Source organism: Frankia torreyi, assembly GCF_000948395.1.
Lineage (GTDB): Bacteria > Actinomycetota > Actinomycetes > Frankiales > Frankiaceae > Frankia > Frankia torreyi.
On the sequence record NZ_JYFN01000034.1, the window covers coordinates 31,682 to 55,792 of the forward strand.

The window sequence follows — 24,111 nt, forward strand, 5'->3', positions numbered from 1 at the left end:
CNNNNCCCGGATCTCGCCCGCCGGTACCGGGTGCCGATCGTGGTCACCGGCTTCGAGCCGCTCGACCTCCTCGAGGGCATCCGCCGGACCGTGATGCAACTGGAGGAAGGCCGCCACGAGCTGGACAACGCCTACCCGCGGGCCGTGCCGGCGGCGGGCAACCCGGCCGCCATCGCGATGCTGCGGGACGTCTTCACGGTGACCGACCGTGCCTGGCGCGGCATCGGGGTGATACCGGACAGCGGCTGGCGGCTGTCGGCGGCCTACCGGGAGTTCGACGCCGAGACTCGCTTCGCCGTCGGCGACATCCACACCGCGGAGTCCTCGGTGTGCCGTTCGGGGGAGGTGCTGCAGGGCCTGATCAAGCCGCATGAGTGTGCCGCCTTCGGGACTCGCTGCACGCCACGGACGCCGCTGGGCGCCACGATGGTGTCCGCCGAGGGCGCCTGCGCGGCCTACTACCTCTACCGGCGGCTCGGCCAGCCGGCCGCGACGGCCCCGGCGGACAACCAGCCAGCGCGGGAGGTGGCCCGTGTCTGACCTTGCCGACGCCGTGGACGCCGTGGACGCCGTGGATGCGGAGGATGCCGTGGATGCCGTGGACCTCGCCGCCTGGACCTGTCCCGCGCCGCTGGCGGATTCCCCCACGATCGTCATGGGGCACGGCGGCGGCGGCGCGATGTCCGCCGAACTCGTCGAGCACCTGTTCCTGCCGGCCTTCCGGGGCCCGGCCGCCGCGACCGAGCTGGCCGACGCCGCCGTCGTCGCGCTCGGCGGCGCGCGGGTGGCCTTCACCACCGACTCCTTCGTCGTCCGCCCGCTGTTCTTCCCCGGCGGCTGCATCGGCGATCTCGCGGTCAACGGCACCGTGAACGACCTGGCCATGGTGGGCGCGACCCCGTGCTACCTGGCGACCGCCTTCATCCTGGAGGAGGGCACCGAGCTGGCCGAACTCGCCAGGGTCGCCGAGGCCCTGGGCGCGGCGGCCCGGGTGGCCGGGGTCCGGCTCGTCACCGGGGACACGAAGGTCGTCGACGCCGGTCACGGCGACGGGGTCTACATCAACACGACCGGCCTCGGGCTGGTTCCCGACGGCGTCGACATCAGGCCGGGACGGGCCCGCCCGGGTGACGTCGTCCTCGTCAGCGGCGAGATCGGAGCGCACGGGGTCGCCGTCCTGAGCTGCCGCGAGGGGCTGGAGTTCGGCACGCAGGTCCGCAGCGACACCGCGCCGCTGAGCGGCCTCGTCGCCGCCATGCTCGCCACCGGTGCGGACATCCACACGCTGCGCGACCCCACCCGCGGCGGCCTCGCGGCGACCCTCAACGAGATCGCCCGCGGCGCGCAGGTCGGCATCGCCGTCACCGAACGGGCCGTCCCGGTGGCGGCGCCGGTCGCGGATGCCTGCAGCGTCCTCGGGCTCGACCCGTTCGCCATCGCCAACGAGGGGAAACTCGTGGCCATCGTTCCGGCGGCGGACGCCGATCGGGTACTGGAGGTGATGCGGGCGCATCCGCACGGCCGGGACGCCGCCGCGATCGGCACCGTCACCGAGGACAACGCGCCGATGGTGGTCGCCAGGACCGGGCTCGGCGGAAGCCGCGTGATTGATCTGCCGATGGGCTCGGAGCTTCCGCGTATCTGCTGAGACGCCACCGCGGCCGCGCCGGTTGCGCATCGCGAGGTACGCCGACCGGGAAAGGGCCCGGACGGTCGAGATGGGGAAACGTGGCCCGGTGGTTGTTTCTCGAGGAAGTGGTTGTGGCGGCGAAGAATGCGTCGCCGGATCGGCGATGAAGCCCGTGCGGCGCCACCTGGGCTGGCGGCCGATTTTCGCCGCCTGGTGTCGGGCTCGGTGGGTCGGGGTCCGCCTGGTGCGGCGGCGGGTATGATTGGCGGCCTGGTCCCGGTTCTGCCGTGTGGCGGTTGGGTGGACGGGGGCGTCATTGTCGAGATGATGGTCTTTCTGGTGCTGTTGAGGTGAGTCGTGAGTACAGGTAAGGTCCTTCGGTTCGATCACGTGCGGGGTTACGGTTTCATTGCCCCCAGTGACGGTGGCGACGATATTTTTCTGCACGCAAACGACCTGCTCGTCGAGAAGAATCTCGTCGTTCCCGGAACCTTCATGGAGTTCGAGGTGGAGGAGGGGGAGCGTGGCCTGAAAGCCAGTTCGGCGCGTATCGTCGGTTCCGCTTCCCCGGCTCCCTCCGCCGCACCGCGGGTGGCCGTGCACGCCGATGATTCCGACGGGCTCTGTGACGTCCTTCCGGTGGGTGAACTCACGCAGGAGGTGACCGAGACGCTGCTGCGGGTCGAACCCACCCTTACCGGGACGCAGATCATCCGGATCAGGAGTGAGCTCATCCGGATCGCCGAGAAGTACGGCTGGGTGGAGAACTGACCGGTGCGTGCGCCGGCGTCACAGCTCGGCGGTGCCTGACAGGCAGGTGACCGTTGCGCCGGCCACCCAGACCGTGCCGTCGGCGTCCGTCGAGAGGTGGATCCGGCCGGCCCGGTGCAGCACGGTGCCCTGGCTGGCCGTGTAGGGCGCGCTCGCCCGTCCGGTGCCCAGCAGCCACTGCGCGAGCGAGGCGTTCAGGCTGCCGGTCACCGGATCCTCGATCACCGCGTCGCCCATCGGCACGAACGCCCGCACCTCGAACGCCGTCGCCGAGCCGGGCGGCCACGGCCCGACCACCCCGAGGGGCAGGTCGACGCCGCGCGGTCGCAGCGCCAGGACCGACTCGGCATCGGCGAGCAGGACCGCGACCCAGCCCGGGCCGTTGTCCACCCATTCGGCCGCGACGACATCGTCGGGGGTGATACCGAGCATCGTGCTGATCCGCGCGACAAGCGGGGCCTCGACCGGCCCGGAGCGACGCAGCGGCGGCGCTGCGAAGGCGAGTCCGTCCGCCGTCCGCCGCAGGGGCACGAGGCCCACCCCGCACTCCTGGACGATCTCCGTCGGTCGAGCCGACGCCGGCCGCTCGGCCAGCCACGCGTGGCAGGTGCCGAGCGTGGGATGCCCGGCGAACGGCAGCTCGGACGACGGGGTGAAGATGCGGACCCGGTAGTCGGCCGCCGGTGAGGTCGGCGGCAGGACAAAGGTGGTCTCCGAAAGGTTCGTCCAGCGGGCGAACCGGCGCATCGCGTCGTCGTCGAGCCCCGTCCCGTCCAGCACCACCGCAACGGGATTGCCCTGATAAGGGGTGGCGGTGAACACGTCCACCTGACGAAACGGGCGGCTCATCCGCCTTCCCCCGGTCGTTCCCGGTCGGCATCGGCGTCGGCGTCGGGCTGCCCGGCGCCGGGGCCCGGGTCGAGGCCCTTGTGCCCGGTTCCCGGGTGCCCGATCGCTGTGTGCCCGGGTGCCGCGTGCCCGGGTGCCGCGTGCCCGGTTGCCGCGTGCCCGGGTGTCACGTGCCCGGGTGTCGTCGTCGGCCGCTGCGGCTTGCTGCGTACCTCCACGCCACCCATCACCGCGATCGCCCGGATGCGCACGACGGGCGTCCCCGGCCGCCGCGGCGTGTCGGCGACCTTGACCGAGCGGCCGCCCATGACCGACACGCCGGTCACCTCGACCTCCACCCCCTCGGGGACGATGATCTCGATGCCGCCCATCACCGCGACCGCCGTGATCAGCAGTGTGTCGGTGGGAAACGCGATCTCCCGCAGGTCCAGCTCGCAGCCGCCCATCACGGCGACGGCACGGGTGTGCCGGCTCGGCCGCCACCGCCCGGTGCGCTCGTTGCCGCTCATCACGGCGACCGTCCAGTCCACGCCGGCCGGCTCGCGCCGGGGCGGATCGAGCGCCCCGTCGAGTCCGACCGGGCTTACCGCGGCGGCGACGGCCGCGGTCGGGTCCGCGGGCGGCGACGGCTGGGCCACCGCGGCGAACAGGTTCGGCTGGCTTGGCAGGTCGATCGTCAGGGGGGTGAAGTCCGCGCGGGTCCGGGCGGCGTAGGCGGCACCGACCCGCTCGTCGTACTCGGTGAAGGTCAGCCGGCCCTCGGCGAGCGCCTGGCGCAGGAGCTGCGCGACCTCCTCCCGTTCCGCGTCGGAGACCCGGAGGTCCGGCGTCGGCGGGGGATCGGGGATCTCGGCGGTCATGCCCAGCAGCGTAGCCAGCGGGCAGACGAACCGGCAGTCCCCGGATGATCCCGCTGACCGTGGCCAACCCCTCGCCCCGCTCCGTCGGTGGCGATGTTCCCGTCACGAGCATTCGGCTTACGTGCTACTTTTCTTCCGCACCTGCGGAATAATGTGCCTCATCGGCTCCGCAGATTCGAATGTGGGTGCGGCCGGAGGGTGGGCGGGTCATCGAACGCGGACAGGGCGACGGCGTCGCGAATGACCTCCGGTCGCAGCGCCGGCGATCCGTCCACGGCGAGCGGGCCGTGCTCGGCCTGCTGCTGACCTGCGTCCTGCTGGCGTCCTCGGCCTACGGGGTGTTGCTGCTGCTCGGACCGTTCGTGAAGACGGTCGGCGGCAGCGAGGCGACCTACGGCGCGTTGACCGCCGCGGCGGCCGTGCCGACCGCCGTCGCGCTCGCCCTGCTCCTGCGGTTCCCGCGCACCGTGCCGCCGCATCTGCTGCTGGCCGGGTCGTGCCTGGTGTACGCGGGCGCCGCGGTGCTGATGACCGGGGTGCATTCCCGCAACGCCGCGCTCGTGGTCGCGGCAATCGTGCTGGGCACCGCCTGGGCGGTCACCTACACGGCGGCGCCGATGATCGCCTCCGATCTTGCCACGGACCGCAACCGGGCCACGCTCATCGGCTACGCGACCGGGACCATCCAGGCCGGCTTCGGCATCGGCCCCGTCCTCGGCAACGCCCTGCGGGACGCGGGGCTGAGCTACCAGCAGGTGTTCGCCGTCGGGGCCGCCCTCGCGGCCGCCGCAGCCGTGCTGGTCGTCCCGCTCACCGTCGAGCTGCGGCGCCTGCCCGGCGGCGGGTCGGCCGGCCCGCCGCGGGATCCCGCCGACGAGGAGCCCCTGCCCGAGTCTGAGCCAGGTGGCCCAGGTGGCCCAGGTGGCCCGGGTGGGCCTGGCCGCGCGGCGGAGACCGGCTGGCGCGGCGCGCTGCGATCACCCAGCGTGGTGCCGCTGGCGATGGTGCTGCTGAGCGCGTGTGTGTTCACCACCATGAACAGCTTCCAGACCACCTTCGCGGACAGCCGGCATCTCGACTTCGACGTCTTCTACGTGACCTACACGGTGGCGGTCATCGCGGTGCGCCTGGGGCTTGCCCGCATCCTGCCCGACAGCGCCTCCGACCGGGTGGTCGCCGTGACGACCGTCGGCATGACCGCGGCGGCGGTGGCGTTCGTGTTCGTCGGATCGAACCCGGTGCTGTACTGCCTGGCGTCGCTGCTGCTCGGATGCACCTATGGCCTGGGCCTGCCGGCCTTCCAGGCCCGCGCGGTCAACCTCGCCGGACCCGCGGAACGCATCCGGATGCTGCCGATGGCGGGCCTGCTGTTCGAGGTCGCGATCCTCGTCTTTCCGCTCGTCGCCGGCGCGGTCGTTCACTCCTCCGGCTACCGGGGGCTGTTCGTGCTGCTTATCGTGATCACAGGCGTGGTGATGGCGCTCGGCCAGGTTCGCGGCCGGCCCCGGCCCGAATCCCGGCCGGCAGGCGGCGACGTACCCGAGGCCCGCGCACCCGAGCACGGCGCCGAGGCGGCGGCGATGCCGGCCACGAGTCCATCGGAACACTGAACCAACCACGGCGCAGGGGGACGGATGTACTTCTCCGCGAACTACGGCGAGGCGCGGCAGCGCTTTCTCGCGGCGGCCCGCGATCGTGGCGCGCACCTCGAGTCGTTCCCGCTCGGGGAGTTGCGGGGCGCCCGGGGCGAGCCCCTGAGCACGGACGTGGCGCGCATCGGCGCCAGCCGTGGGCGGTCCGTGCTCGTCCTGGTCAGTGGCACCCACGGCGCGGAGGGATTCGCCGGGTCGGCCTGCCAGCTTCGGGCCCTGCACGAGGCCGCGTGGACGGGGCTGTCGGTCGTCCTGGTGCACGCGCTCAATCCCTTCGGCTTCTCCCACCGCCGCCGGGTGAACGAGGACAACATCGACGTCAACCGCAACTTCGTCGACCACGCGGCGCTGCCGCCGGACAGCGGCTATGGCGCGCTGCACCCCACGCTGCTGCCCGCCGACTGGGAGGGGCCCGCCCACGCCGAGGCCGACGCCGCGTTGCTGGCGCACGCCGGCCGGCTGGGGGTGCGGGAGGTGCAGCAGATCGTCACGTCCGGCCAGTACACCCACCCGGATGGCCTGTTCTACGGCGGATCGGCGCCGTGCTGGTCCCACCGGACCTGGCACACGATCATCGGCGAGTACCTGACGGGATACGAGCGGGTCGCCTACATCGACCTGCACACCGGACTCGGCGACCGCGGCGCCGCCGAGCCGATCTTCCGCGGCGGCGTGGACCCGGGCGCCCCGCGGCGGGCCCGGGCCTGGTATGGCGACGCGTTGACGAACTCCGAGGAGGGGACGTCGAGCTCGACGCCGATCGGCGGCAACTCCGCCCGTGCCCTGCTCCAGGACCTCGCCGACGCGGAGATCACGGCCATCACCTGCGAGTTCGGTACCCAGGACGGCCTGACCGTGCTGCGCGCCCTGCAGGCGGACAACTGGCTCTGGCAGCAGGGTGGCTCGGTGCAGCAGGCTGGCTCGGTGCAGCAGGCTGGCCCAGCGGATCAGGATGATCCGGAGCGGAGCGGTCCGGATCCCGAGCAGGTTGCCAGGATCGGGCTGCTCATGCGTGAGGCGTTCGACCCGCCGGACCCGCAGTGGCGCACCGACGTGCTCGACCAGGGGACGGCCGTGATCGCCCAGGCGGCAGCCGGGGTCCTCGCCGAGTCGATCGGGGGCTGACGGGTCGGCGCGCGCTGCCCCGGCAGCCCGCGCCGCACCGCCGCACCGCCGCGGCCGTCCTGCCCGCAAACCTGGGTTCCGGACAGATTGCGGCCAGATCGTGCCGAGGCTTCGGTACGGTTTTTCGGCCTGAAACCGTACCTACCCCTCGGCTCGATTCCGTTCATCTCTGATCACGGGGAGCTACGGGGGTGTGGTGGCTGGTGGGCTCGCCCAAGTCGGAGGAGACGCCCGCCACTCGATCGCCGACAGCGGTTTCGGCCGGGAATGCTGGAGCCCGATGACGGTCGGAGACCGGGCGGACCGGAATGAGTCTCCAGCATCTGCTGGCCGCTACGCGGCATCGATCTTGATGTTCCGCGGAACCGCGCCGCCCGCCATGGGGCGATCGCGACCCGCCAGGGCGACTCCCACCGATACAACTCTCGAGCGGCGCTCTACGCCACGACCAGGTCGTGCTCGGCGCGGGCCACGGCGGGCGCGTCGGCGGCGGGAACGAGGCGGTGGTGCAGCCGCCCGTCCGGGAACAGCGTGGTGACCAGGCAGAGGTCCGCCCGGTGGCGCAGACCCCGGGGACGCAGATCACGCGCCGTGTCGGCGAGCACGAGATGGGCGACGGGGCCGCCGGCCGCTTCGACGACGGCGCCCCCTGCCGCGACGACGCCGGTTGCCGCGGTGGCGCCGGTCTCGGAGACGGTGATGGTCTCCGGGACGGTGACGGTCTCGGGGACGGTGACGGTCTCGGGGACGGTGACGGTCTCGGGGACGGTGACGGTCTCGGGGACGGTGACGGTTTCGGGGACGGTGACGGTTTCGGGGACGGTGACGGCGTCCGAGCCGAGCTCGGCCAGCTCCGCCTGCGTCGCCCGCACCAGGTCCGGCTCGCCGGCCCAGACCGTGCCCGTGCCGTGCACCAGGACCGCGGCGGAGCTTGTACGGCCGGCGGCGACGACCGAGTACACCTGACCGTCCGGTAGCAGGGAACGGCAGCGGATCTCCACGCCGTGCCGCTGGGCCCAGGCGACGGCCGAGTGGTGCAGCACCTTCGCGCCGTGCCGCGACATTGTGATCATCGTGTCATAGTCGACCGTGGCCAGGGTGCGCGCGTCCGGCACGAGGCGTGGGTCGGCGGTGCAGATCCCCGGCGAGTCGGAGAAGATCTCGCAGGCCGGGGCCCCGACGGCGATCGCGGCGGCGATCGCCGACAGGTCCGAGCTGTTGCGGCCCAGCATGATCGGCCGCCCGTGGCCGTCCACGGCCTGCCCACCGGGGATGACGAGCACCGTCCCAGCGGGCTCGACGAGGCTCGCCAGCACGCTGCCGTCGATGCTGCGAAGGTCCGCGCAGTGCGGCTCGCCGGCGCCGACGAAGCCGGTGTCGGCCGCGGTCAGCGCCACCGCCGCGAGCCCGGCGTCGCGCAGCGCCGCCGTCATGAGCGCGACGTTGACCGTCTCGCCGGTCATGAGCGCCGCAGCGAGCAGGTCACGGTCGGGATCGGGGCTGACCGCCCGCAGGGCCGTCCCGAGCCGGTCGGTCTCGCCGGCCACGGCGCTGACGACGACGATGGCCCGGGTCGGCGCGCCGCCGGGCGAGGCGGACCCGTCGGCGCGCAGCCGGTCGGCGACGTGGCGGGCGATGGTGTGGTGGGCGCGGGGCGCCGCGAAGGCCGCCCCGCCGAACTTCAGAACGACGACGTCCCCGAGCCCCGTCAAAGCCCCGGTCACCGTCACATCTCCTGGCCCCATCAGAGCCAGGACTTCCCGGCGGCCAGGCTCACGATCTCCAGTGCGTTGAGCGCCGCGCCGACGGTGAGGTTGTCGGCGACGACCCACAGCCACAGGGCGCAGGGGTCGTCCTCGTCGGCCCGTACCCGCCCGACGTGCACGAGCCGGCGTTCGGTCGGCGACGCGCAGACCGGTTGCGGCATCGGGTAACCGTCCGCGGGGTCGTTGCCGTACACCCGCAGGCCAGGGGTGGCCCGCAGCGCGGCAAGGGCGTCGTCGGGGCTGACGGGGGCGGTGAAGCTGACGTGCACCGCCTCCGAGTGGCCGTTGACGACGGCGACCCGAACCGCAGTCGCCGCGACCCGCAGCTCCGGCATACCCATGATCTTGCGGGGTTCCCGGCGCAGCTTGCGTTCCTCGTGGGAGTGTCCGTCGGCGTCGCGCAGGCCGATTTCGGGAATCAGGTTGAACGCCAGCGGCTGGCCGAACTTCCCGGGCCGGGCGGCGGCGGGGTCGGCGCCGTCGAGCAGCGCCCGGGTGGTGTCGGCGAGCTCCTCGAGTCCCCGCAGGCCGCCGCCGGAGGCGGACTGGTAGCTGGACACGATCACCCGGTCGATCTCGCCGAGCGCGCGCAGGGGGTGCAGCGCCCGCACGAGCTGGATCGTGGAGCAGTTCGGGTTGGCCACGATGCCCCGGGCCGGGCGCGAGTCCAGCGTCTGCGGGTTGACCTGGGGGACGACGAGCGGGACGTCGTCCTCCATCCGGAACGCGGAGCTGTTGTCCACGACGAGCGCGCCCGCCGCAGCGAAGACCGGCGCCAGCCGGGTGCTGATCGGCGCGCCGGCGCTGAAGATCGCGATGTCGACGCCCGCCGGATCGACGTCCTCCAGCGCGACGACCGGCTCGATCTTCAGGTCCAGCCCCTGCTCGGCGCCGAGATCGCGGCCCGCCGAGCCGGCCGACGCGACGGGGAGGACCCGGCCCACGTCGGGCAGGATCCCCCCGTCGAGCAGGGCCAGGCACTCCCGGCCGACGACACCGGTCGCGCCGATGACGGCGATGTCCACTGCGCTTCCCCCCTCTACTGCGCTTGCCTCATCGGGTGCGCTTGCCTCGTTCAGTGCGTCACGGGTCCACCGGCGTCACGGGTCCACCGGCATCACGGGTCCACCGCGTCGCGGGTTCAGCCGGAGCCGACGGCGCTCTCGTCCGCGAACTGCGCGTCGAGGTCCACCCAGCCGCCGTCGACGAACAGGACCTCGCCGTTGACGTAGGTCGCGGCGTCCGAGGCCAGGAAGACCGCGGGGCCGGCGATCTCGGCGGGCCGCGCCCAGCGGCCGACGGCGACCTTCTGCGCGTACGCGTCCGCCCAGGCAGCGCTGGAGCGGATCGGCACCGTCAGCGCGGTCTCGACCGGGCCCGGAGCGATCGCGTTGACCCGCACGCCGGACTTCCCGAGCTCGGCGGCGAGTACGCGGACCATCTGCGCCAGGGNCGCCTTCGTGCCCGCGTAGATGACCTGGCCGGGTTCGACGGCCCGGCTGCTGATGGACGAGATGACGATGATGCTGCCGCCGCCCTGCTTCGCCATGATCCGTCCGGCGCCGCGCAGGACGTGGAAGCTGCCCCGCAGGTTGACGTCGGTGACCGCNGTGTAGTCGTCGTCGGTGTAGTCGATCAGGGGCTTGCGGATGTTGATGCCGGGGGTGCCGACGGCGATGTCGAGCCGGCCCCGGTCCGCGACCACGCGGGCGAACAGGTCGTCCACCTCGGCGGAGACACGCACGTCGACGGTGGACGCCTTCGCGGTGCCGCCGGCGGCGACGATGGCCGCCACCGTCTCCTCGACGCCGGTGGTGTCGACGTCAGCGCATTCGACGACGGCGCCCTGTTCGGCCAGGGCGATCGCGATGGCCTGGCCAATGCCCGACGCCGCGCCGACGACGGCCGCAACCTTGTCTGTCAGTTCCAGCATCTACAGCTCCCGAAGCCTCGGTCTCGTGATGGGTCCGCCGTGGTCGGCGGGTGAGAGGGGCGGCGCGGCCGGATCGGCCGGGGTGGCGGCGCCCGGCGCCGACCGTGTCGTGCGGCGGACGAAGTTGTCGACGATCGCGTCCACCGTCGCCGTCTCGCGGATGTGCACCACGCAGAGGATGCGGTCGCCGGGCACGGTGTGCCGCTCGAAGTGCTCGTTGACCGCCGCGTCGTCGCAGCGCGGACGGCCGCGGTAGAGCCCGCGCGGGACGCCGATCCCGGCGATGCGGCCGCTGGCGGGGTCGAACGGTGCCCCCGGGGCGAGCGTCGCCGCGATCTCGCCGGCCAGCCGGGTCACGTCGGGGTCCTGGTCGACAGGACCGACCTCCGGGTACATCACGGCGCCAGGCAGCCGGCCGTAGGCCCGCATCGCGCAGTAGGCGACCGGGTTGTAGGTACGCAGCGCGGACAGCAGCGGGAATCCGCCGGCGGCGACGACGTCCTCGAGCAACGCCAGCCAGCTCGTGCTGAACACCGGGCCGCGGCGCACCCGGGCGTCGACGAACTGCACGCCGATGTGCAGGAACCGCTCGCCGGCCGCGGTCGCGGTCCAGCTCGCGCCCAGGGCGGACACCGGCTGGCCGCTGGCCCGGTCGACGCCGACGATGAGATGGTCGGCCTCGCGGAACAGCTCGGGGCGCGCGGCGAACAGCTCCGCCATCCGCAGATCGGGCAGGGCCGCCGCGAGCCCCTCCTGTAACCAGCGGTCCTCCGACGGACTGAGCTCGCAGTCCCCGGAGAACCGGACGACGGCATGGCCGGCCGGGGCCCCGGCCGGGGCCAAACCGGCCGGGGCCCCGGGCGACGCGGCCGACGGCGGTACGGACATGATCCCCCCCGTCTCCTCCGTACGGTGCCGTCAGGCTCAGGCGAACCGGGCGGCGATGCTGCCCGCCGCCTCGAGTGCGCCGCTCGCGGGGGCCACCACCGCCTGGTACAGCTCGATGAAGTAGGCCACCCACAGGTTCGCCACCGTCTTGACGTGCGCGATGACCTTGGCCTCGTCGTCGGGCGAGCCCACCAGCGAGGTCAGCACCCCCCAGACGAAGTCGGCGTGCTCGTCGGCGATGTCGGTGCCGACGTGGCGCCGGGCGCCGGCGAGCTTCTCCCGGCCGAGCTGGTCCTCGAGGTTCTTCACCCACGACGGCTGGGTCTTCGTCGTCGTGTACTCGACGAAGTAGACGCTGCAGAGCAGGGCCAGGGGGGTGCCCTCGAACTCCATGCCGTACTGGAGATAACCGGTGAGCAGCTTCGTGGCCTGGAACGGTTCGGTGGCGTAGATCTCCGCCTTGGTCACGCCGACCTTGCCGAGGTCCCCGGCGAACCACTCGTCGTGGAGCATCTCGTCCTCGACGTAGTGCGCCCACGCCGCGCCGCGCACCGGATCGCGCTTGGTGAAGTAGCCGATGGCGAGCGCGTCGATGGTGCGCTTGCGGCGCAGCCGGAGGATGGTCTCGATGTTGTGCCGCTTGTAGTACGCCATGTTGATCTCTTCGCCGCGGGCCTGGTGGTCCGCGTACGGGATCTCGGCGTAGAACTTCTCGATCATCGTGTCGAGCATGGTGTCGACCTGCGTGCGCAGGTCCGTCAGGTCGGCAGTGCGGGCGGCGGCGGCCGCCCTCGGGTCCCCGTACCAGGTGCGCGGGTCGTCGGTCATGGTTGGGCTCCTTCCCGTTTGGCGGTGTGCGGCCGGATCGCCGGGGCATCGGCATGCCCGCGGCGGGCGGCGTCGTGGTGCGGGTGGCCGTCGGCCCGGTCAGCAGCCGCAGGTCGGGGTGCGCCGCCGGCGCATCCGCCGCGCGGCGGGGCCGGCGAGCCGGGTCCCGGCGGGGTCGGACAGGACCGTGTCGGCGCAGGTGAAGGTGAGCGCGTAGCGGGTCGTCGGGGTCAGCCCGAAGCCGAGGTGGACGATCCCGTCGGCCGCGCCGTACATCTCGTTCATCCCGCAGTTGCCCGGCTGCTGGTCGAACACCGGGTTGAGCCCGATGCCGAACTCCCACACGACCCGGTAGGCGTCGTCGGCGGCGAACAGCTCGCCCAGCGCGTCGACCGCGCGCTTGCCCGCGGCGTCCACCGCGTGGCAGTCGGTGACCATCCCGTCGGCGAGGTCGAGCACCACCGTGGCCGTGCGCAGGACGTCCAGGTCGTCGAAGAGCCGGGCCTGTTCGGCGAGCACCGCGGGGTCGTCACCGCGGTGCACGATGGGGGCGCCGCGCAGGGCGATCTGCCCGTCCAGCCCCAGCCGGCGGCTCGTGTCGAACCGGTAGAGGTCCGTGGGGACGGCGCTGGCCTCGCCGGCCGGCGCGATCTGCTGCTCGCCCGCCGCCAGCGCGCCGGCCTGCTGGTTCCACTCGTAGTCGCCGGAGATGACGAAGCGGGCCGAGGCGTGCCCGGCGAGGTCCGCCAGCTTGACGTGGTCGGCCTCGCCGAGCGCGGCGAACAGCCGGTCGGCGCGGGTCTCCAGATCGGCCGGGTCGGTCTGCTCGACCACCGACAGGAAGTAGGCGACCTGGGCGTCGGTGACGGGCGTCGAGCCGCAGGGCATCACCGCGATCCGCCGCTGCGGCCCGACCACCGCGGGCTCGGGGGAGACGAGGAAGCGGTCCGGGCACACGACGAACACGTCGGCGTCGGCGGGAATGCGCTGGTCGCCCAGGGCGTCCTGGAGGCTCTCGTCGGCCTCGAGGGTGCGGTGCACGACGCTGCCGTAGCGGCTGCTGGGCGCGAGGGTGAAGTCCGTGGCCCGGTCGGCCTGGGTCAGCAGGCAGAACGTCGAGTGTGGGCCGGTGAACTCCCGATGCAGGTCGGGACGCACGAGGAACTGTGCCATGGGGACCACCAGGGGGCGCGGCGCGAGAGGACTGGTTTGGCGGGACAACCGAAGAGATCGACCGGTGGTGGTGCGAACGTCGGCCGGCAGAGCAGCCTGGGGGCGCGGCCTGGTCGGGGTGGGTCGGCCCGGTCCAGCCGACCCACCCCTTCTCAACGGCATTAGCCGAGGAGGGTGCCCAGGTAGCGGTCGTTCTTCTTCACCTGGATCTTCTTCTGCGCGACCTTCTCCACAGTGATCACCTCCTTCCGTCAATCCGTTGGAATGCGGTGGACAGACGAGAACGTTCCTCGTCCGGACCGATCAGTTGGCCAGGCCGACCGGACTCTTGAGGGGCATCGCGGACGGGATCCGCGTGCCGAGTAGGACATCACCCTGGTCGTTCGTGACGAACGTTCCCGGCGAGATGATGTCGAGATGGTACTGCGTGAACGGCGTAAGCCCGATTCCCCAGTGCAGACAGCCCTGGGTGGACCCGTAGACCTCGTTCATCGCGTGATTACCGGGAAGCAGGTCGAGAGTGGTGTTCAGCGCGTGGCCGATCTCCCAGACTATGCGGTACCGGGAATCAACCTGGAAGAGCGCCTCGAACATCTCCACAATAGCACGGCCGGCGGGCTCGGGGGAAGTCATTTCGGTGATGAGACCGTTTTCGACCCGGGCCACGACCGCGTACTCGTGCAGCGGCCAGAGTTCGCTGTGGATGCGTTCCTGGTCGCGCCGGGAGAATGACGGCGTGCCGGAATGCAGGATCGGGTAGCCCTGGATCACGATCTCGCCGTCCAGGGGTAGCCGGAGATAGTCCTCGAACTCCCGGATCTCGATGGGGAGCACACTGATCTCGCCGGCGGGCACAATCTGCTGCTCGCCCCAGCCGACGAGACCGGCCTGCTGGTTCCACACCAGCTCGCGGTCGAACAGGCGCAGGGTCGCGACCGTGCCGTGGCGCGCGTCGCGGTACTCCAGCGTCTCGCCGCGCTCGGCGAGCTCGAAGAAGCGGTCGGAGAAGTCCTCCTGGGCCTGCGGATCGGTGGCCTCGATGCAGCGCAGGAAGTGCCGCAGCGTCGCCCGGTCGGTCGGGGTCGAGTTGCAGGCCATCCCGAGCAGCTTGCGGCGGGGTCCGAGGACGTCCACCGGCGGCGACTGGAAGAAGCAGTCGGGCGACATGACCAGCACGTGGGCCTGCTCCGGGACTTCCTCCCGCATGAGCCGGGCGAACTCGTCCTCGCCGCCGCGGAACTCCAGGATTCGGTAGTCCAGGTACGGAGCAGTACGGACGAGTCGGATGTCGTCCAGCAGGGAGGCGTTCGTGACGAGGCAGAACACGGTGTCGGTCGGATCCCCGAACTGCCGAATCCTGGCGGGATCGACGACGAGCTCGGACTCGGGCATCTTAGTGCTCCTCCTGACGCGCACGGGCCTGGGCGTTGGATGCCGCGGGGCCGGTGGAATGTCGGGCGAGGCCGGGCCGGTTCGAGCGCCGGAGGATGGTCCCGAAATGGTCCCGGGAGGCCTCGTGAAGACGGTGCGCTGGTCCGCTGAGTTCCGTGCCAGCGATATTTCACGGTGACGGTGAATGTCGTGGGCGGCGGCGCCCGACGCAACCCGTTGACCGGACGGATTGCCGCGCCTGCCGCTATGGTCCGTGGACCGGAACGGACCGACAGAGTGAAACTATAACGTGCTGGTAGGTGCGCGGGAAGATGTTTCCGGGAAATTCCCTGGCGGGTGGCCGGATTACTCCGGTCACAGGATTGTCCTTGGGTGGATTGCGGAGCACCGGCGGCGGGGGCAGGGCCGCGTGATCCGGGCCCGGGGAGGACGGGCACGGCGTGCGGGTTGGGCGGGTCGGGCGGGTCGGGATGCGGGTTCAGCGGCGGAGAAGAGGGGCCGACCGGGGCGCGGGGATCGGGACGCAGGTCCGCACCTCGCGGCGGTCGTGGCCGGGTGGCAGGGTCACGCCGGTGACGTGGACGGGCACGCCGTAGAGGTCGCTGAGGCGCTCGCCGGTCACGACGTCGTCGGGATGCCCGTCCGCGATGACCACGCCACCGCGCATGAGCACCGCCCGGTTGGAGTAGGTCAGTGCGTGCGACGGCTGGTGAGTGGTCATGATCACGGCATGCCCCTCCCGGGCCAGCTCGGCGACGACGTGCAGGGTGCGCACCTCGTTGCCGTAGTCCAGCGCGGCGGTCGGCTCGTCGAGGATGAGGATTGCCGCCTGCTGGACGAGTGCGCGGGCGAGCAGCACGAGCTGGCGTTCGCCACCGGACAGCGCGGCGAACGAGCGGTCGGCCAGGTGCGCGATCCCCAGCCGGTCGAGCTGGGCCAGGGCGCCGCGGCGGTCGGCGGCACCCGGTGCCTCCAGCATGCCGAGGTGGGGCGTGCGCCCCATGACGGCGATGTCGAGCGCGGTGAACGGGAACGGCGAGGAGGTGCTCTGCGGGACGTAGGCCACCCGCCGGGCGAGCTCCCGCGGCGCCAGCGTGCCGATGTCCCGGCCGGTGATGCGCACCGTGCCGCGCTCGGGCCGGAGCAGGCCGAGAAGGCAGCGCAGCAGCGTGGTCTTGCCGGCACCGTTGGGTCCGAGCAGGCAGCAGACCTCGGTCGACCGCACGCTCAGCGAGACGTCGGTGATGCGGTGGCCGCCGCGTCCATAGCCGAAGGACAGCCCCGTGACCTCGACGTCCGCCGGGTCGCTCACAGCCATTGACGACCCGCCTTTGCGAGCAGGGCCACGAAGAACGGGGCGCCGATGAGCGCGGTGAGGATGCCCAGGGGAAGGTCGAGCGAGGAGGCGGTGCGGGCGACGTCGTCGACGGCGAGCAGGTAGCCGGCGCCGATGAGGGCGGTCACCGGCAGCAGCCGGTTGAACGACGGCCCGACGGTGAACCGCGCCAGGTGCGGGACGACGAGCCCGACCCAGCCGATGATGCCGGCGACGCTGACCGCGGTCGCCGTCATGAGCGTCGACGCGCCGATCGTCAGGGCCCAGATCCGCGTGCGGTTGACCCCCAGCGACCGGGCCTCGTCGTCGCCGGTCGCGAGGACCGTGAGCTGCCAGCGCACCGCGTACAGGAGGGTGAGGCACACCGCGACGATGATCGCGGGCACGATGAGGCCGTGCATGCTGGCCCGGGCCAGGCTGCCGAACAGCCAGAAGGTGATCTCCGGCAGGGTCGTCTCCGGGTTGGCGAAGTACTGCACGCTGGAGATGAGCGCGTTGAACATCGCGCCGATGATGATGCCCCCGAGTACCAGGATGATCAGCGATCCCTTCCCGACCACCCGGGCGATGATCAGCGACAGCACCGCGGCGAGCAACCCGCAGCCGAACGAGATGATCTGCAGCAGCGTCGTGTCCAGGCCGATGAGGATCGACACGGAGGCGCCGAAGCCGGCCCCCGCCGCCACCCCGAGGATCTCGGGGGAGACCAGCGGGTTGCGGAACATCGTCTGGTAGGCGGCGCCGGAGGAGGCCAGCGCCGCCCCGACGAGCAGCGCGGCGAGGATCCGGGGCATCCGGATGTCCATCACCACGGCCCGGTCCTGCCCGGCGACGGAACCCTCGATACCGAACAGCTCGTGGGCGAGGACGCGCACGACGGTGGCCGGGCTCAGCGCGTACCGGCCCAGCCCGAAGGAGATCACGACCAGGACGAGCAGGCCCACGGCGAGCAGGACGACCCGCAGGTGATCGCCGAGCGTCGCGCGGACCCGTGCGGTCGCCCGGGCACCAGGCCCGCTGCGGCCCCGAGTCGTCAGGCCGCCACCCGTGTCGCCGCCCTCGCCGACACCATCCTGTTCGGTCACCGTGAGCGGCCCTGTGCCGGCCGAGCCTGTGCCGGCCGGATCCGTGCTGGCCGGATCCGTGCCGGCTGGATCCGTGCCGGGCGGATCAGCGCCGGCTGGATCCGTGCTGGCCGGGACCGCGGGGCGGGTCATGAGGTCACCCTCCGGATCGCGGGCTGCGCCAGCAGGGGTGCCACCTTCGCGGCGAACATCCGCACGGTGCTCTGCTGCAGGGCCAGCGACGCGGTGCCGCTGAACGACGGGCGCAGGTTCACCCGCTGCACGCCGAGCTCGTCGCGCAGCTCGGCGAACCGGCGGGCGACCGTCGTGGGCCCGCCGATGACCGCCGTCTCGTCGTGGAAGCGGAACGGGTCGAGGTCGGACGTCCCGACGGACTGGTGGCCGTGCTCGTCGCTGCCGAGCGCGGCCAGCCGCCGGGTCAACCGGACGACGATCGGGGTGGCGCGTTCCCGGGCGGCGGCATCCGACTCGGCGACGAGGCAGAACCGTTCCACCCGGACGTCGCCGGCCTTCCCGCCATGCGAGGTGTAGACCTCCAGACAGGCGGCCAGGGAGGCGATGGTCTGCACGGCGGACAGCAGCAGCCCGTAGCCGCGGCTGGCCGCCCAGACGATGGCCTCGTCGGTGTGGGCGGCCACCTCGATCGGCGGGTGGGGNTGCTGGGCGGGGGTCGGCTCCACCCGGAACTGCGCGCCGTCGGCCGTGCGCGTCCGGCCCCGCCAGTAACCGACGAGCGTGTCGAGGGCGTCGGGCAGGTCGACCTGGGGCGGGCTGGCGCCCTGGTCGGCCCTGGTGTCCTGGTAGGCCCTGGTGTACGGGGCGATCGGCCAGCCGACCCCGAGGGTGACCCGACCGCCGGAGAGCCGGTCGAGCGTCGCGAGGTCGGCGGCCAGCCGGATCGGGTCGTGCAGGGTGAGGTGCAGGGCGGTGAAGCCGATCCGGATCCGGCTGGTCGACGCGGCGACGGCGGCGGCCAACGGGATCGGCGAGGAACGGGCTCTCATCGTCCGGGAACCAACGGAACTGAGGTGGCCGTCGGTGAACCACAGGCTTTCGTAGCCGAGAGTCTCGGCGACGCGGGCCAGTTCCACCGTGGAGGTGGAACCGGCCCCGTCCAGATCGCCGCGCCCTCCGGGCAAGCCGAATCGCATGGAGATGGTCATCACTGCGCCGGCGGGCGCGGTCCCTTCGGTCCGAGTGTGGTGCGGTTACCGAGTGTGGTGCGGTTACCGAGTGTGGTGCGGTTACCGAGTGTGGTGCGGTTACTTGCTGCCGACCTGGAGGATCTGATCGAGATCCGCCTCGGTGGTGTGGTAGTTGAAGAACTTCTGGTAGAAGTTCCGGGTCTCGGACCGGATGTCGACGTCGGTGAACAGATCGGGGTGCAGCACCTTAGCCGTCCACTGGATCTGCAGGGCCTCCTCCGGACCGAACCGGTCCCACGGGTAGAGACCCTGCGGGTTGAGGTAGACCCGACCGGCCTTGACCGCCTTCAGGTCGGCCCATCCCGGCGACTTCGCCAGGTTGTCGACGACGGACTGGGCGGAGTTGGCCGCCAGGCCCTGGTCACCACCCGGTGTTTCGATGATCAGCACGTCCGGGTTCCACTGCAGGAGCTGCTCCATCGACACCGTGACGTGCGTGCCCTTGACCCCACTCGCGGAGTCGGTGCCGCCGGCGATGTTGATCCAGCCGTCGATGAGGGACTTCCCGCCGTCGACGACCACGGGTGGGTAGCTGGCGATGTGCACGACGCTCGGCTTCTCGGTCGCCGGCAGCTTCGCCAGCCGCGACTGGACCATCGCCAGCTTGGCGTTCACGTAGTCGCTGAATTCCTTGGCCTTGGCGGCGGCGGCGCCGCCGTACACCTTTCCGGCGAGCTGAATGGATGGAGCCAGTTCCGGGAAGGTGTTGAAAGCCATGTTGACCGCGGGTAGACCGGCCTGCGTGAACGGCGTCATGGTATCGCCGCCGCTGATCGTGGAGACGACGTCCGGCTTGAGCTTGAGAAGCTCCTCCATGTTCACCTTGCCGCCGTTCCGGAAGAGCTCCGGAAGGTCGTTGACGCCCGGGTAGACCTTCCGCAGGAACGGGATCGTCTTGACATTCTGGGGGATGGCCACCAGCTTGTCGCCGACGCCGAGCATGATGTCGGTGACGGTGTGGGCGGGGAACTGCTCGGCGATGCGGTCGATCTTCAGGGGAACCGTCGTCTTCTCCCCGGTCATGCTGGTCACCACCTGGGTGGTGGGTGCGGGCGGGCTCGCGTCCGAGGAGGAGCTGCCGCAGCCGGCGGCCAGCGCCGCCACCGCGGCCGCCACTCCCAGGGCCAGTGCCTGCCGGGACGCGGCGGGCCGGAACAAGGCGCGGGTCTCCGGCCCGGGCGTGCTCGGGTGACCGCTTCTCGGGCGACGCTCGATGGACGGGAGATGAGGCGAGCCGTGGGGGCCGCTGCGATGGGTCGGCAAACCCATCATGATGCGTCGCGAAAACACTGCCGAGCGTGATACCACGTTCTTCCCCCGCCGGGCGAATAGATGCAAGGAAACAAAAGGTAATTACCTGCACACGGACGGTGTGTGCGACGGTGTCAACCGCGAACGAGCGGGCGATGCTTCGGCGCACCTGGACTCCGCGGAAGCGGCTGAAATGCACCATAGCCCCCGCATGTGCGCCTGTCACGCGGACGCGAACCCTGATCTGCGGAACTAGCCGGACTGCTGCCGAGCGGAGGCGGGGTTCGGGTGGCTGCGGTGCTGGTCCGCGGCGGTCCTGGCGATCGGCGGCGGCGGGCCGGATCGCGCGAAATATTTCTCGGATTCGGATCGAGGGGGAGATAACGTGCGGTCATCAGCTCCATGGACCGAAGATCTCGCGTCTCGCGGCCGACTCGTGGCCGTCGTCCCCGGTGTGACGGCCGGGTGGCGCGTAACAAATTCGTTTTTTCCGAGTGCGCTGAACGTAACGTGCACGGCGGGATGGCCCGGGATATGTTCGATCCCGTTCTCGTCCGGCCAGGACAAGACGGTCACCGGTGACGGCGGGCCCGCTCGTCCGCGCGCACGGGCCGGCGGGGCCGTTCACCTCCGCGCCTGCGGCCCACGTCCGCGCCTGCGGCGCACCCGCGCACCCTGCGGCGCACCTGCGGCCAACCCGCACGGCCCAGCCGCCGGGTGTTGCCACCCCCGGGCGCGAGTCAGCCGGCGGTGGGCTGAATGCCCCAGGTGCCGCCGACGGTCTCGGCGGGATCGAGGACGCGCAGGCCGTCCCCACTGTTGAACGCGTTCGCCGGGCAGGTCAGCGGTTCGACCGCGATGCTGCGCCGCCGCTCCTGCGGGCTCAGCGTGTCCCCCGTGAAGACCTGCACGTACGGCCAGGTCTCGTCCATCCACACCGTCACCGAACCGCCGCCAGGTGCGCCCAGCCGCACGCGTGCCCGCCCGTCCGGATCGCGGGAGAGGCCCGTGTAACAGGTGTCCAGGGCGAGGGAGCCGATGGGGCGGGGCAGGCGGAAGTCGACGGGCGCGCCGGCGACCTCCCGCGCGCCGGTGGGAATCGAACGGTCGTCGGTCTCCAGCCACGTCGCCGCCGGGACGGTGAGTTCGACGTCGTCGGCCCGCACCGCGGCGCCGTCCGCCCCGACCGTCGTCAGGTAGGGATGGGCGCCCATCCCGACGGGCGCTGGCTGGCTGCCCAGGTTGGTGGCGGTCATCGTGACGGTCAGGCCGTCGTCGCCGAGGTGGTATTCCGCGGTGAAGCTCACGGTGAAGGGGTAGCCGCTCTGGGCGCGCAGGATGAACGAGGCGCGGACCGCGGCCGGGCCGAGGCGGTCGAGTTCCCAGGCCGACCAGCGGGTCAGCCCGTGGCTGGCGTTGCCGAGCGCCACCTCGTTCACCGGGAGCTGGTGGGTGGTGCCGCCGAACGTGTAGCGGCCGTTCGCGATCCGGTTGGGCCAGGGGAGCAGCAACTGCCCGCGCCCGCGGCTGGCCATCGCGTCGGCGCCGTAGCCGTCGAGGACCGGCGCGGCACCGATCCGGTACTCGCGCAGCCCACCGCCGACCTCGGTGATGGTCACGCTGCTCTCTCCGTGCACGAGCTCCATCTGCCGCCCGGACGGTGCCAACGCGCCCACCACGTCCACCGCGTCCTCCTCCTGCCGGGCACCGCCGACACCGGCCGGGTCGGCGGCAGGGTGGCCCTGCATCGAGCCGGGGGCGCCCTCCGCCTCAAGTATGGGTGCCGGCGGACGGTCCGCCGGCACAGCACCCGGGTTCCACTAGGGTCGACGGCGTGGAGACCTGGGATGCGATCCGTGCTCGTCGTAACGTCCGCAGCTACCAGGACCGGCCGGTGCCGGCCGAGGACCTAGAGCGGATCCTGGAGGCCGGGTGGCGTTCCCCGTCGGCGTCGAACCGGCAGCGGTGGGACTTCGTGCTCGTCACCGACCGGGCGGTGCTCGGCGAACTGGCGACGATCTGGCGCGGCGCCGGTCACATCGCGAGTTCGGCGGCGACGATCGTGCTGGTGCTTCCCGAGCCGGAGTCGGAGCGCTACCGGCTCATGGACGAGTACGACCTCGGCCAGGCGACCATGCTGATGCTGCTGACCGCGACGGACCTCGGCGTCGGTGGCGGGCACTCGGCCGTCGGTGACCAGGAGGCCGCCCGCCGGATTCTCGGCGTGCCCGCCACCCACCGCGTCGCCTACATGATCGGCCTGGGCTACCCCGACGACGGGCCGCTGCGGCCGGTGGAACGCCTCGACCGCCGCCCCTACGACGAGGTCGTCCACCGCGGACAGTGGTAGTCCACCGCGGTCGGTGGTAGCCGACAGGTTGCGGCCGGTGGCGAGTCGGCGGCGGTCAGCGGCGGCCGGCGGCGAGTCGGGCGGCGATCGTCGGGAACAGGGCCAGCGCGTTGTCCCGGGCGATCGTGCGGCGGGCCGCCGGGTTCAGCGCCGGGTCGGCGAGGAACGCGTCGCGGCCCGCGAACACGGTGTCGGCGGGTACGGCGTTGTAGTCCGAGCCGTACAGGATCCGGTCGACCCCGATGGCGGCCAGCAGGGAGGGCGTGCTGTACGGGGACATGGGCCCGGCGGTGTCGACGAAGAAGCGGCGCAGCGTCCGGTCGACGGTGGCGAGGTCGGTGCCGTAACCGAGGCTGCGGGTAAGGGCGAGCCGGGCCGCCTGGTACGGAAAGTAGCCACCACCGTGGGCGAGGATCCACCGTATCCGTGGATACCGTTCCAGCACCCCGTTGACGACGAGCTGCACGGCGGCACGGGTCGTGTCGGCCAGAAAGTCGGCGACGAACGCCGGAACGGCGATGCCGGTCGCGCCGGGCAGGTTGAACGGATGCACCAGGGCCACCGCGTCACGCGCGTTCAGTTCGGCCATCACCGGCTCCAGCCCGGGATCCCCGAGATAGGTGACGCCGTCGTGGGCCATGAGCAGGACGCCGTCGGCGTGCAGGTCGTCGTAGGCATGGCGGATCTCCGCGACGGCGATCTGCGGGGTGGCCCGGGGAACGTAGGCGAGCAGACCGAACCGGGTGGGATGGCCGCGGACCACGTCGGCGATCGTGTCGTTGGCGAGCCGGGCGAGCTGCGCGGCGAGCGCGGGCGTCGGCGTGAACTCGCTCGGGATCGCCGCGGACAGCACGGCCGTCGCGATGCCGCCGCGGTCCATCGTGTCGAGCGCGGCCGGCAGGGACCAGTTCGCGAACGGCGGTCCGCCCACCGGCGGTAGCTGGCCGTGTTCGACGAGCCAGGCGCGCACCTCGGCCGGCATCGCGTGATGGTGGACGTCGATCCGCCCGGTCGCCCCGGTTCGGGCGTGATCGGCCGTGCCGGCCTCGGTCGTGCCGGTCCCGGTCGTGCCGGTCCCGGTCGTCGTCGCCGCCGTGACCGGGGCCGCCGCCGCGGCGCCCGCTCCGGCGACGACCGCGGTGCCGGCCCCGGCGACGACAGCCGCGAGGCCGACGGCGGCCCGCCGGCTCGGCCCGCGACGCGGGCCGTCGTCCGCCTGGCTCCCGCCTCGTCCCCCGATTTCACTGGACATTTCCGCTCCGCTCTGTGTGGTTCTGCCCGCGTTGCGGGCATTACAGCGCACTCGCCACCGGCGGCCTGGTGGCGTTCACCGAAAGCCGTCGAAATATCGATTCCTCGACCGGTGGAGACCTGCGCGTCGATGTTTCCCGGACCCGAACCCTCCTGGTCGGCGCGCATGACGAGTCGGGGAGCGGGTTGTCGGGATTCGACAAGAATTACTTTAGGATCCGCCTGCGGATGGGCGCGGAAAATGTCGCCTACGGTACGCGTCACCAGCCTTCAGTGGCCATCTCCGTGATTACGAGGACGGGTTTGGCGGCATCTGGGCAACTCGCCCGCATTGAGGCGATTGCGGCGTCGGGACGCGTGGATGCCGGCGCGGCGGCCGCTGCCCTGCTCACCGGACCACAAGGCTCGGGAGAGGCGGAGGCGGCGCCGGCCGGCCGATCTGTCGGACGATCCCGTGCGCGCGGGCGACGGCCCGACCGGTCACTCGGCGGGGGGCCCGTCCGGGACCGTGGGATAGGGCTGCGGCACTCTGGTCGATTCACTACTCGGCGCGTGGCCACGACTCGACTCGCCGAGTAGTGACCGGAGCTCCAGAAGATCATCGATCAGTTTGGTTGTTGCCGCGTCGCGAGAAAGTCGTCGCAATTCATTCAGTATCGCGTCTGTTTCCTCGACGGTGGGAAACTCGCTGATCGAGGCGACCATCGTGACAATATCGGTCATAATACCCGCCACCTTTGTGATCCGCTGATGAGATCAGCCCCGG

22 protein-coding genes and 3 pseudogenes are annotated in these 24,111 nt (G+C 71.8%); 6 read left to right on the plus strand and 19 right to left on the minus strand.

Annotated elements, in window-relative coordinates:
- Positions 1-5 precede the first annotated feature (5 nt).
- The 3 genes from FF36_RS38495 to FF36_RS19840 all read left to right on the plus strand — a co-directional run.
- A partial coding sequence (locus FF36_RS38495; protein WP_479686792.1) for a HypD family hydrogenase formation protein occupies positions 6-540 on the plus strand: 535 nt, incomplete at its 5' end.
- Entirely contained in the window at positions 533-1,648 is a 1,116-nt protein-coding gene (gene hypE / locus FF36_RS19835) for a hydrogenase expression/formation protein HypE (RefSeq protein ID WP_479686793.1), read from the plus strand. The genes FF36_RS38495 and hypE, both read left to right, overlap by 8 nt.
- Positions 1,649-1,987: 339 nt before the next feature.
- The gene (locus tag FF36_RS19840; RefSeq protein ID WP_044886618.1) at positions 1,988-2,401 is read left to right on the plus strand and encodes a cold-shock protein; all 414 of its coding nucleotides are present in this window, start codon (positions 1,988-1,990) and stop codon (positions 2,399-2,401) included.
- Positions 2,402-2,419: 18 nt separating this feature from the next.
- Here FF36_RS19840 and FF36_RS19845 read toward each other — a convergent pair whose 3' ends face one another.
- Complete coding sequence (locus FF36_RS19845) at positions 2,420-3,250, minus strand: PhzF family phenazine biosynthesis protein (protein ID WP_044886619.1); 831 nt, start codon at positions 3,248-3,250, stop codon at positions 2,420-2,422.
- Positions 3,247-4,110, minus strand: coding sequence for a DUF1707 SHOCT-like domain-containing protein (locus FF36_RS19850; RefSeq protein WP_044886620.1), 864 nt, complete (start codon positions 4,108-4,110; stop codon positions 3,247-3,249). The genes FF36_RS19845 and FF36_RS19850 overlap by 4 nt, the downstream gene beginning before the upstream one ends.
- Before the next feature lie 179 nt (positions 4,111-4,289).
- Between FF36_RS19850 and FF36_RS19855 the strand changes: the two genes are divergently transcribed.
- Together FF36_RS19855 and FF36_RS19860 are read left to right on the plus strand one after the other, a co-directional pair.
- The gene (locus FF36_RS19855) at positions 4,290-5,720 is read left to right on the plus strand and encodes an MFS transporter (RefSeq protein WP_044886621.1); all 1,431 of its coding nucleotides are present in this window, start codon (positions 4,290-4,292) and stop codon (positions 5,718-5,720) included.
- Between the two features lie 24 nt (positions 5,721-5,744).
- Positions 5,745-6,887 (plus strand): M14 family metallopeptidase, encoded by a 1,143-nt coding sequence (locus FF36_RS19860; RefSeq protein ID WP_044886622.1) that lies wholly within the window; start codon positions 5,745-5,747, stop codon positions 6,885-6,887.
- Between the two features lie 437 nt (positions 6,888-7,324).
- Here FF36_RS19860 and FF36_RS31635 read toward each other — a convergent pair whose 3' ends face one another.
- The 15 genes and pseudogenes from FF36_RS31635 to FF36_RS19920 all read right to left on the minus strand — a co-directional run bounded on the left by FF36_RS31635 (position 7,325) and on the right by FF36_RS19920 (position 21,420).
- On the minus strand, positions 7,325-8,611 hold the full coding sequence (locus FF36_RS31635; RefSeq protein ID WP_199865442.1) for an amino acid kinase family protein: 1,287 nt from the start codon (positions 8,609-8,611) through the stop codon (positions 7,325-7,327).
- A gap of 20 nt (positions 8,612-8,631) precedes the next feature.
- Positions 8,632-9,678 carry an aspartate-semialdehyde dehydrogenase gene (locus tag FF36_RS19870; RefSeq protein WP_044886623.1) on the minus strand — a complete coding sequence of 349 codons (1,047 nt, stop codon included), beginning with the start codon at positions 9,676-9,678 and terminating at the stop codon, positions 8,632-8,634.
- A gap of 116 nt (positions 9,679-9,794) precedes the next feature.
- The coding region (locus FF36_RS38500) for an SDR family NAD(P)-dependent oxidoreductase (RefSeq protein WP_242422642.1) at positions 9,795-10,105 on the minus strand (311 nt) is incomplete at its 5' end.
- A 1-nt stretch (position 10,106) separates the two neighbouring features.
- Positions 10,107-10,262: pseudogene (locus tag FF36_RS38505) on the minus strand (SDR family NAD(P)-dependent oxidoreductase); the annotation flags it as partial.
- A 1-nt stretch (position 10,263) separates the two neighbouring features.
- Positions 10,264-10,586 (minus strand): annotated as a pseudogene (locus FF36_RS38510) (SDR family NAD(P)-dependent oxidoreductase); the annotation flags it as partial.
- On the minus strand, positions 10,587-11,474 hold the full coding sequence (locus FF36_RS19880; protein ID WP_044886625.1) for a hypothetical protein: 888 nt from the start codon (positions 11,472-11,474) through the stop codon (positions 10,587-10,589). It lies immediately after the preceding pseudogene.
- 36 nt (positions 11,475-11,510) lie between these two features.
- Entirely contained in the window at positions 11,511-12,302 is a 792-nt protein-coding gene (locus FF36_RS19885; protein ID WP_044886626.1) for a hypothetical protein, read from the minus strand.
- A gap of 99 nt (positions 12,303-12,401) precedes the next feature.
- On the minus strand, positions 12,402-13,475 hold the full coding sequence (locus tag FF36_RS19890; protein WP_044886627.1) for a hypothetical protein: 1,074 nt from the start codon (positions 13,473-13,475) through the stop codon (positions 12,402-12,404).
- 303 nt (positions 13,476-13,778) lie between these two features.
- A complete protein-coding gene (locus FF36_RS19895) occupies positions 13,779-14,867 on the minus strand; it encodes a hypothetical protein (RefSeq protein ID WP_044886628.1) in 1,089 nt (362 codons plus the stop codon).
- 478 nt (positions 14,868-15,345) lie between these two features.
- Complete coding sequence (locus tag FF36_RS19900) at positions 15,346-16,185, minus strand: ABC transporter ATP-binding protein (RefSeq protein ID WP_044886629.1); 840 nt, start codon at positions 16,183-16,185, stop codon at positions 15,346-15,348.
- On the minus strand, positions 16,176-17,288 hold the full coding sequence (locus tag FF36_RS19905; RefSeq protein WP_242422645.1) for a FecCD family ABC transporter permease: 1,113 nt from the start codon (positions 17,286-17,288) through the stop codon (positions 16,176-16,178). The genes FF36_RS19900 and FF36_RS19905 overlap by 10 nt, the downstream gene beginning before the upstream one ends.
- A 128-nt stretch (positions 17,289-17,416) precedes the next feature.
- Positions 17,417-17,944 (minus strand): LLM class flavin-dependent oxidoreductase (locus FF36_RS38515; protein WP_242422647.1); only part of this gene is annotated, 528 nt, incomplete at its 5' end.
- 1 nt (position 17,945) lies between these two features.
- Positions 17,946-18,451, minus strand: a pseudogene (locus tag FF36_RS40985) (LLM class flavin-dependent oxidoreductase); the annotation flags it as partial.
- A 99-nt stretch (positions 18,452-18,550) separates the two neighbouring features.
- Positions 18,551-19,651 carry an ABC transporter substrate-binding protein gene (locus FF36_RS19915; RefSeq protein WP_242422648.1) on the minus strand — a complete coding sequence of 367 codons (1,101 nt, stop codon included), beginning with the start codon at positions 19,649-19,651 and terminating at the stop codon, positions 18,551-18,553.
- Positions 19,652-20,484: 833 nt separating this feature from the next.
- Positions 20,485-21,420, minus strand: coding sequence for an aldose 1-epimerase family protein (locus tag FF36_RS19920; protein ID WP_044886660.1), 936 nt, complete (start codon positions 21,418-21,420; stop codon positions 20,485-20,487).
- Between the two features lie 158 nt (positions 21,421-21,578).
- Here FF36_RS19920 and FF36_RS19925 point away from each other — a divergent pair, with 158 nt between their 5' ends.
- Entirely contained in the window at positions 21,579-22,094 is a 516-nt protein-coding gene (locus FF36_RS19925) for a nitroreductase family protein (RefSeq protein ID WP_044886631.1), read from the plus strand.
- Between the two features lie 55 nt (positions 22,095-22,149).
- Here the strand turns inward: FF36_RS19925 and FF36_RS19930 are convergent, their stop codons facing one another.
- A complete protein-coding gene (locus tag FF36_RS19930) occupies positions 22,150-23,346 on the minus strand; it encodes an amidohydrolase family protein (protein ID WP_082122071.1) in 1,197 nt (398 codons plus the stop codon).
- A gap of 479 nt (positions 23,347-23,825) precedes the next feature.
- Entirely contained in the window at positions 23,826-24,068 is a 243-nt protein-coding gene (locus FF36_RS33040; RefSeq protein WP_083507262.1) for a hypothetical protein, read from the minus strand.
- Positions 24,069-24,111: the final 43 nt, after the last annotated feature.

Bases quoted from the DNA above. Each gene is read 5' to 3' on its own strand.
- FF36_RS19930 (WP_082122071.1), bottom strand. From the start codon at position 23,346: ATGTCCAGTGAAATCGGGGGACGAGGCGGGAGCCAGGCGGACGACGGC.
- FF36_RS33040 (WP_083507262.1), bottom strand. From the start codon at position 24,068: ATGACCGATATTGTCACGATGGTCGCCTCGATCAGCGAGTTTCCCACC.
- FF36_RS19855 (WP_044886621.1), top strand. From the start codon at position 4,290: ATGTGGGTGCGGCCGGAGGGTGGGCGGGTCATCGAACGCGGACAGGGC.
- FF36_RS19845 (WP_044886619.1), bottom strand. From the start codon at position 3,250: ATGAGCCGCCCGTTTCGTCAGGTGGACGTGTTCACCGCCACCCCTTAT.
- FF36_RS19880 (WP_044886625.1), bottom strand. From the start codon at position 11,474: ATGTCCGTACCGCCGTCGGCCGCGTCGCCCGGGGCCCCGGCCGGTTTG.
- FF36_RS19850 (WP_044886620.1), bottom strand. From the start codon at position 4,110: ATGACCGCCGAGATCCCCGATCCCCCGCCGACGCCGGACCTCCGGGTC.
- FF36_RS19900 (WP_044886629.1), bottom strand. From the start codon at position 16,185: ATGGCTGTGAGCGACCCGGCGGACGTCGAGGTCACGGGGCTGTCCTTC.
- FF36_RS19895 (WP_044886628.1), bottom strand. From the start codon at position 14,867: ATGCCCGAGTCCGAGCTCGTCGTCGATCCCGCCAGGATTCGGCAGTTC.
- FF36_RS19885 (WP_044886626.1), bottom strand. From the start codon at position 12,302: ATGACCGACGACCCGCGCACCTGGTACGGGGACCCGAGGGCGGCCGCC.
- FF36_RS19890 (WP_044886627.1), bottom strand. From the start codon at position 13,475: ATGGCACAGTTCCTCGTGCGTCCCGACCTGCATCGGGAGTTCACCGGC.
- FF36_RS19860 (WP_044886622.1), top strand. From the start codon at position 5,745: ATGTACTTCTCCGCGAACTACGGCGAGGCGCGGCAGCGCTTTCTCGCG.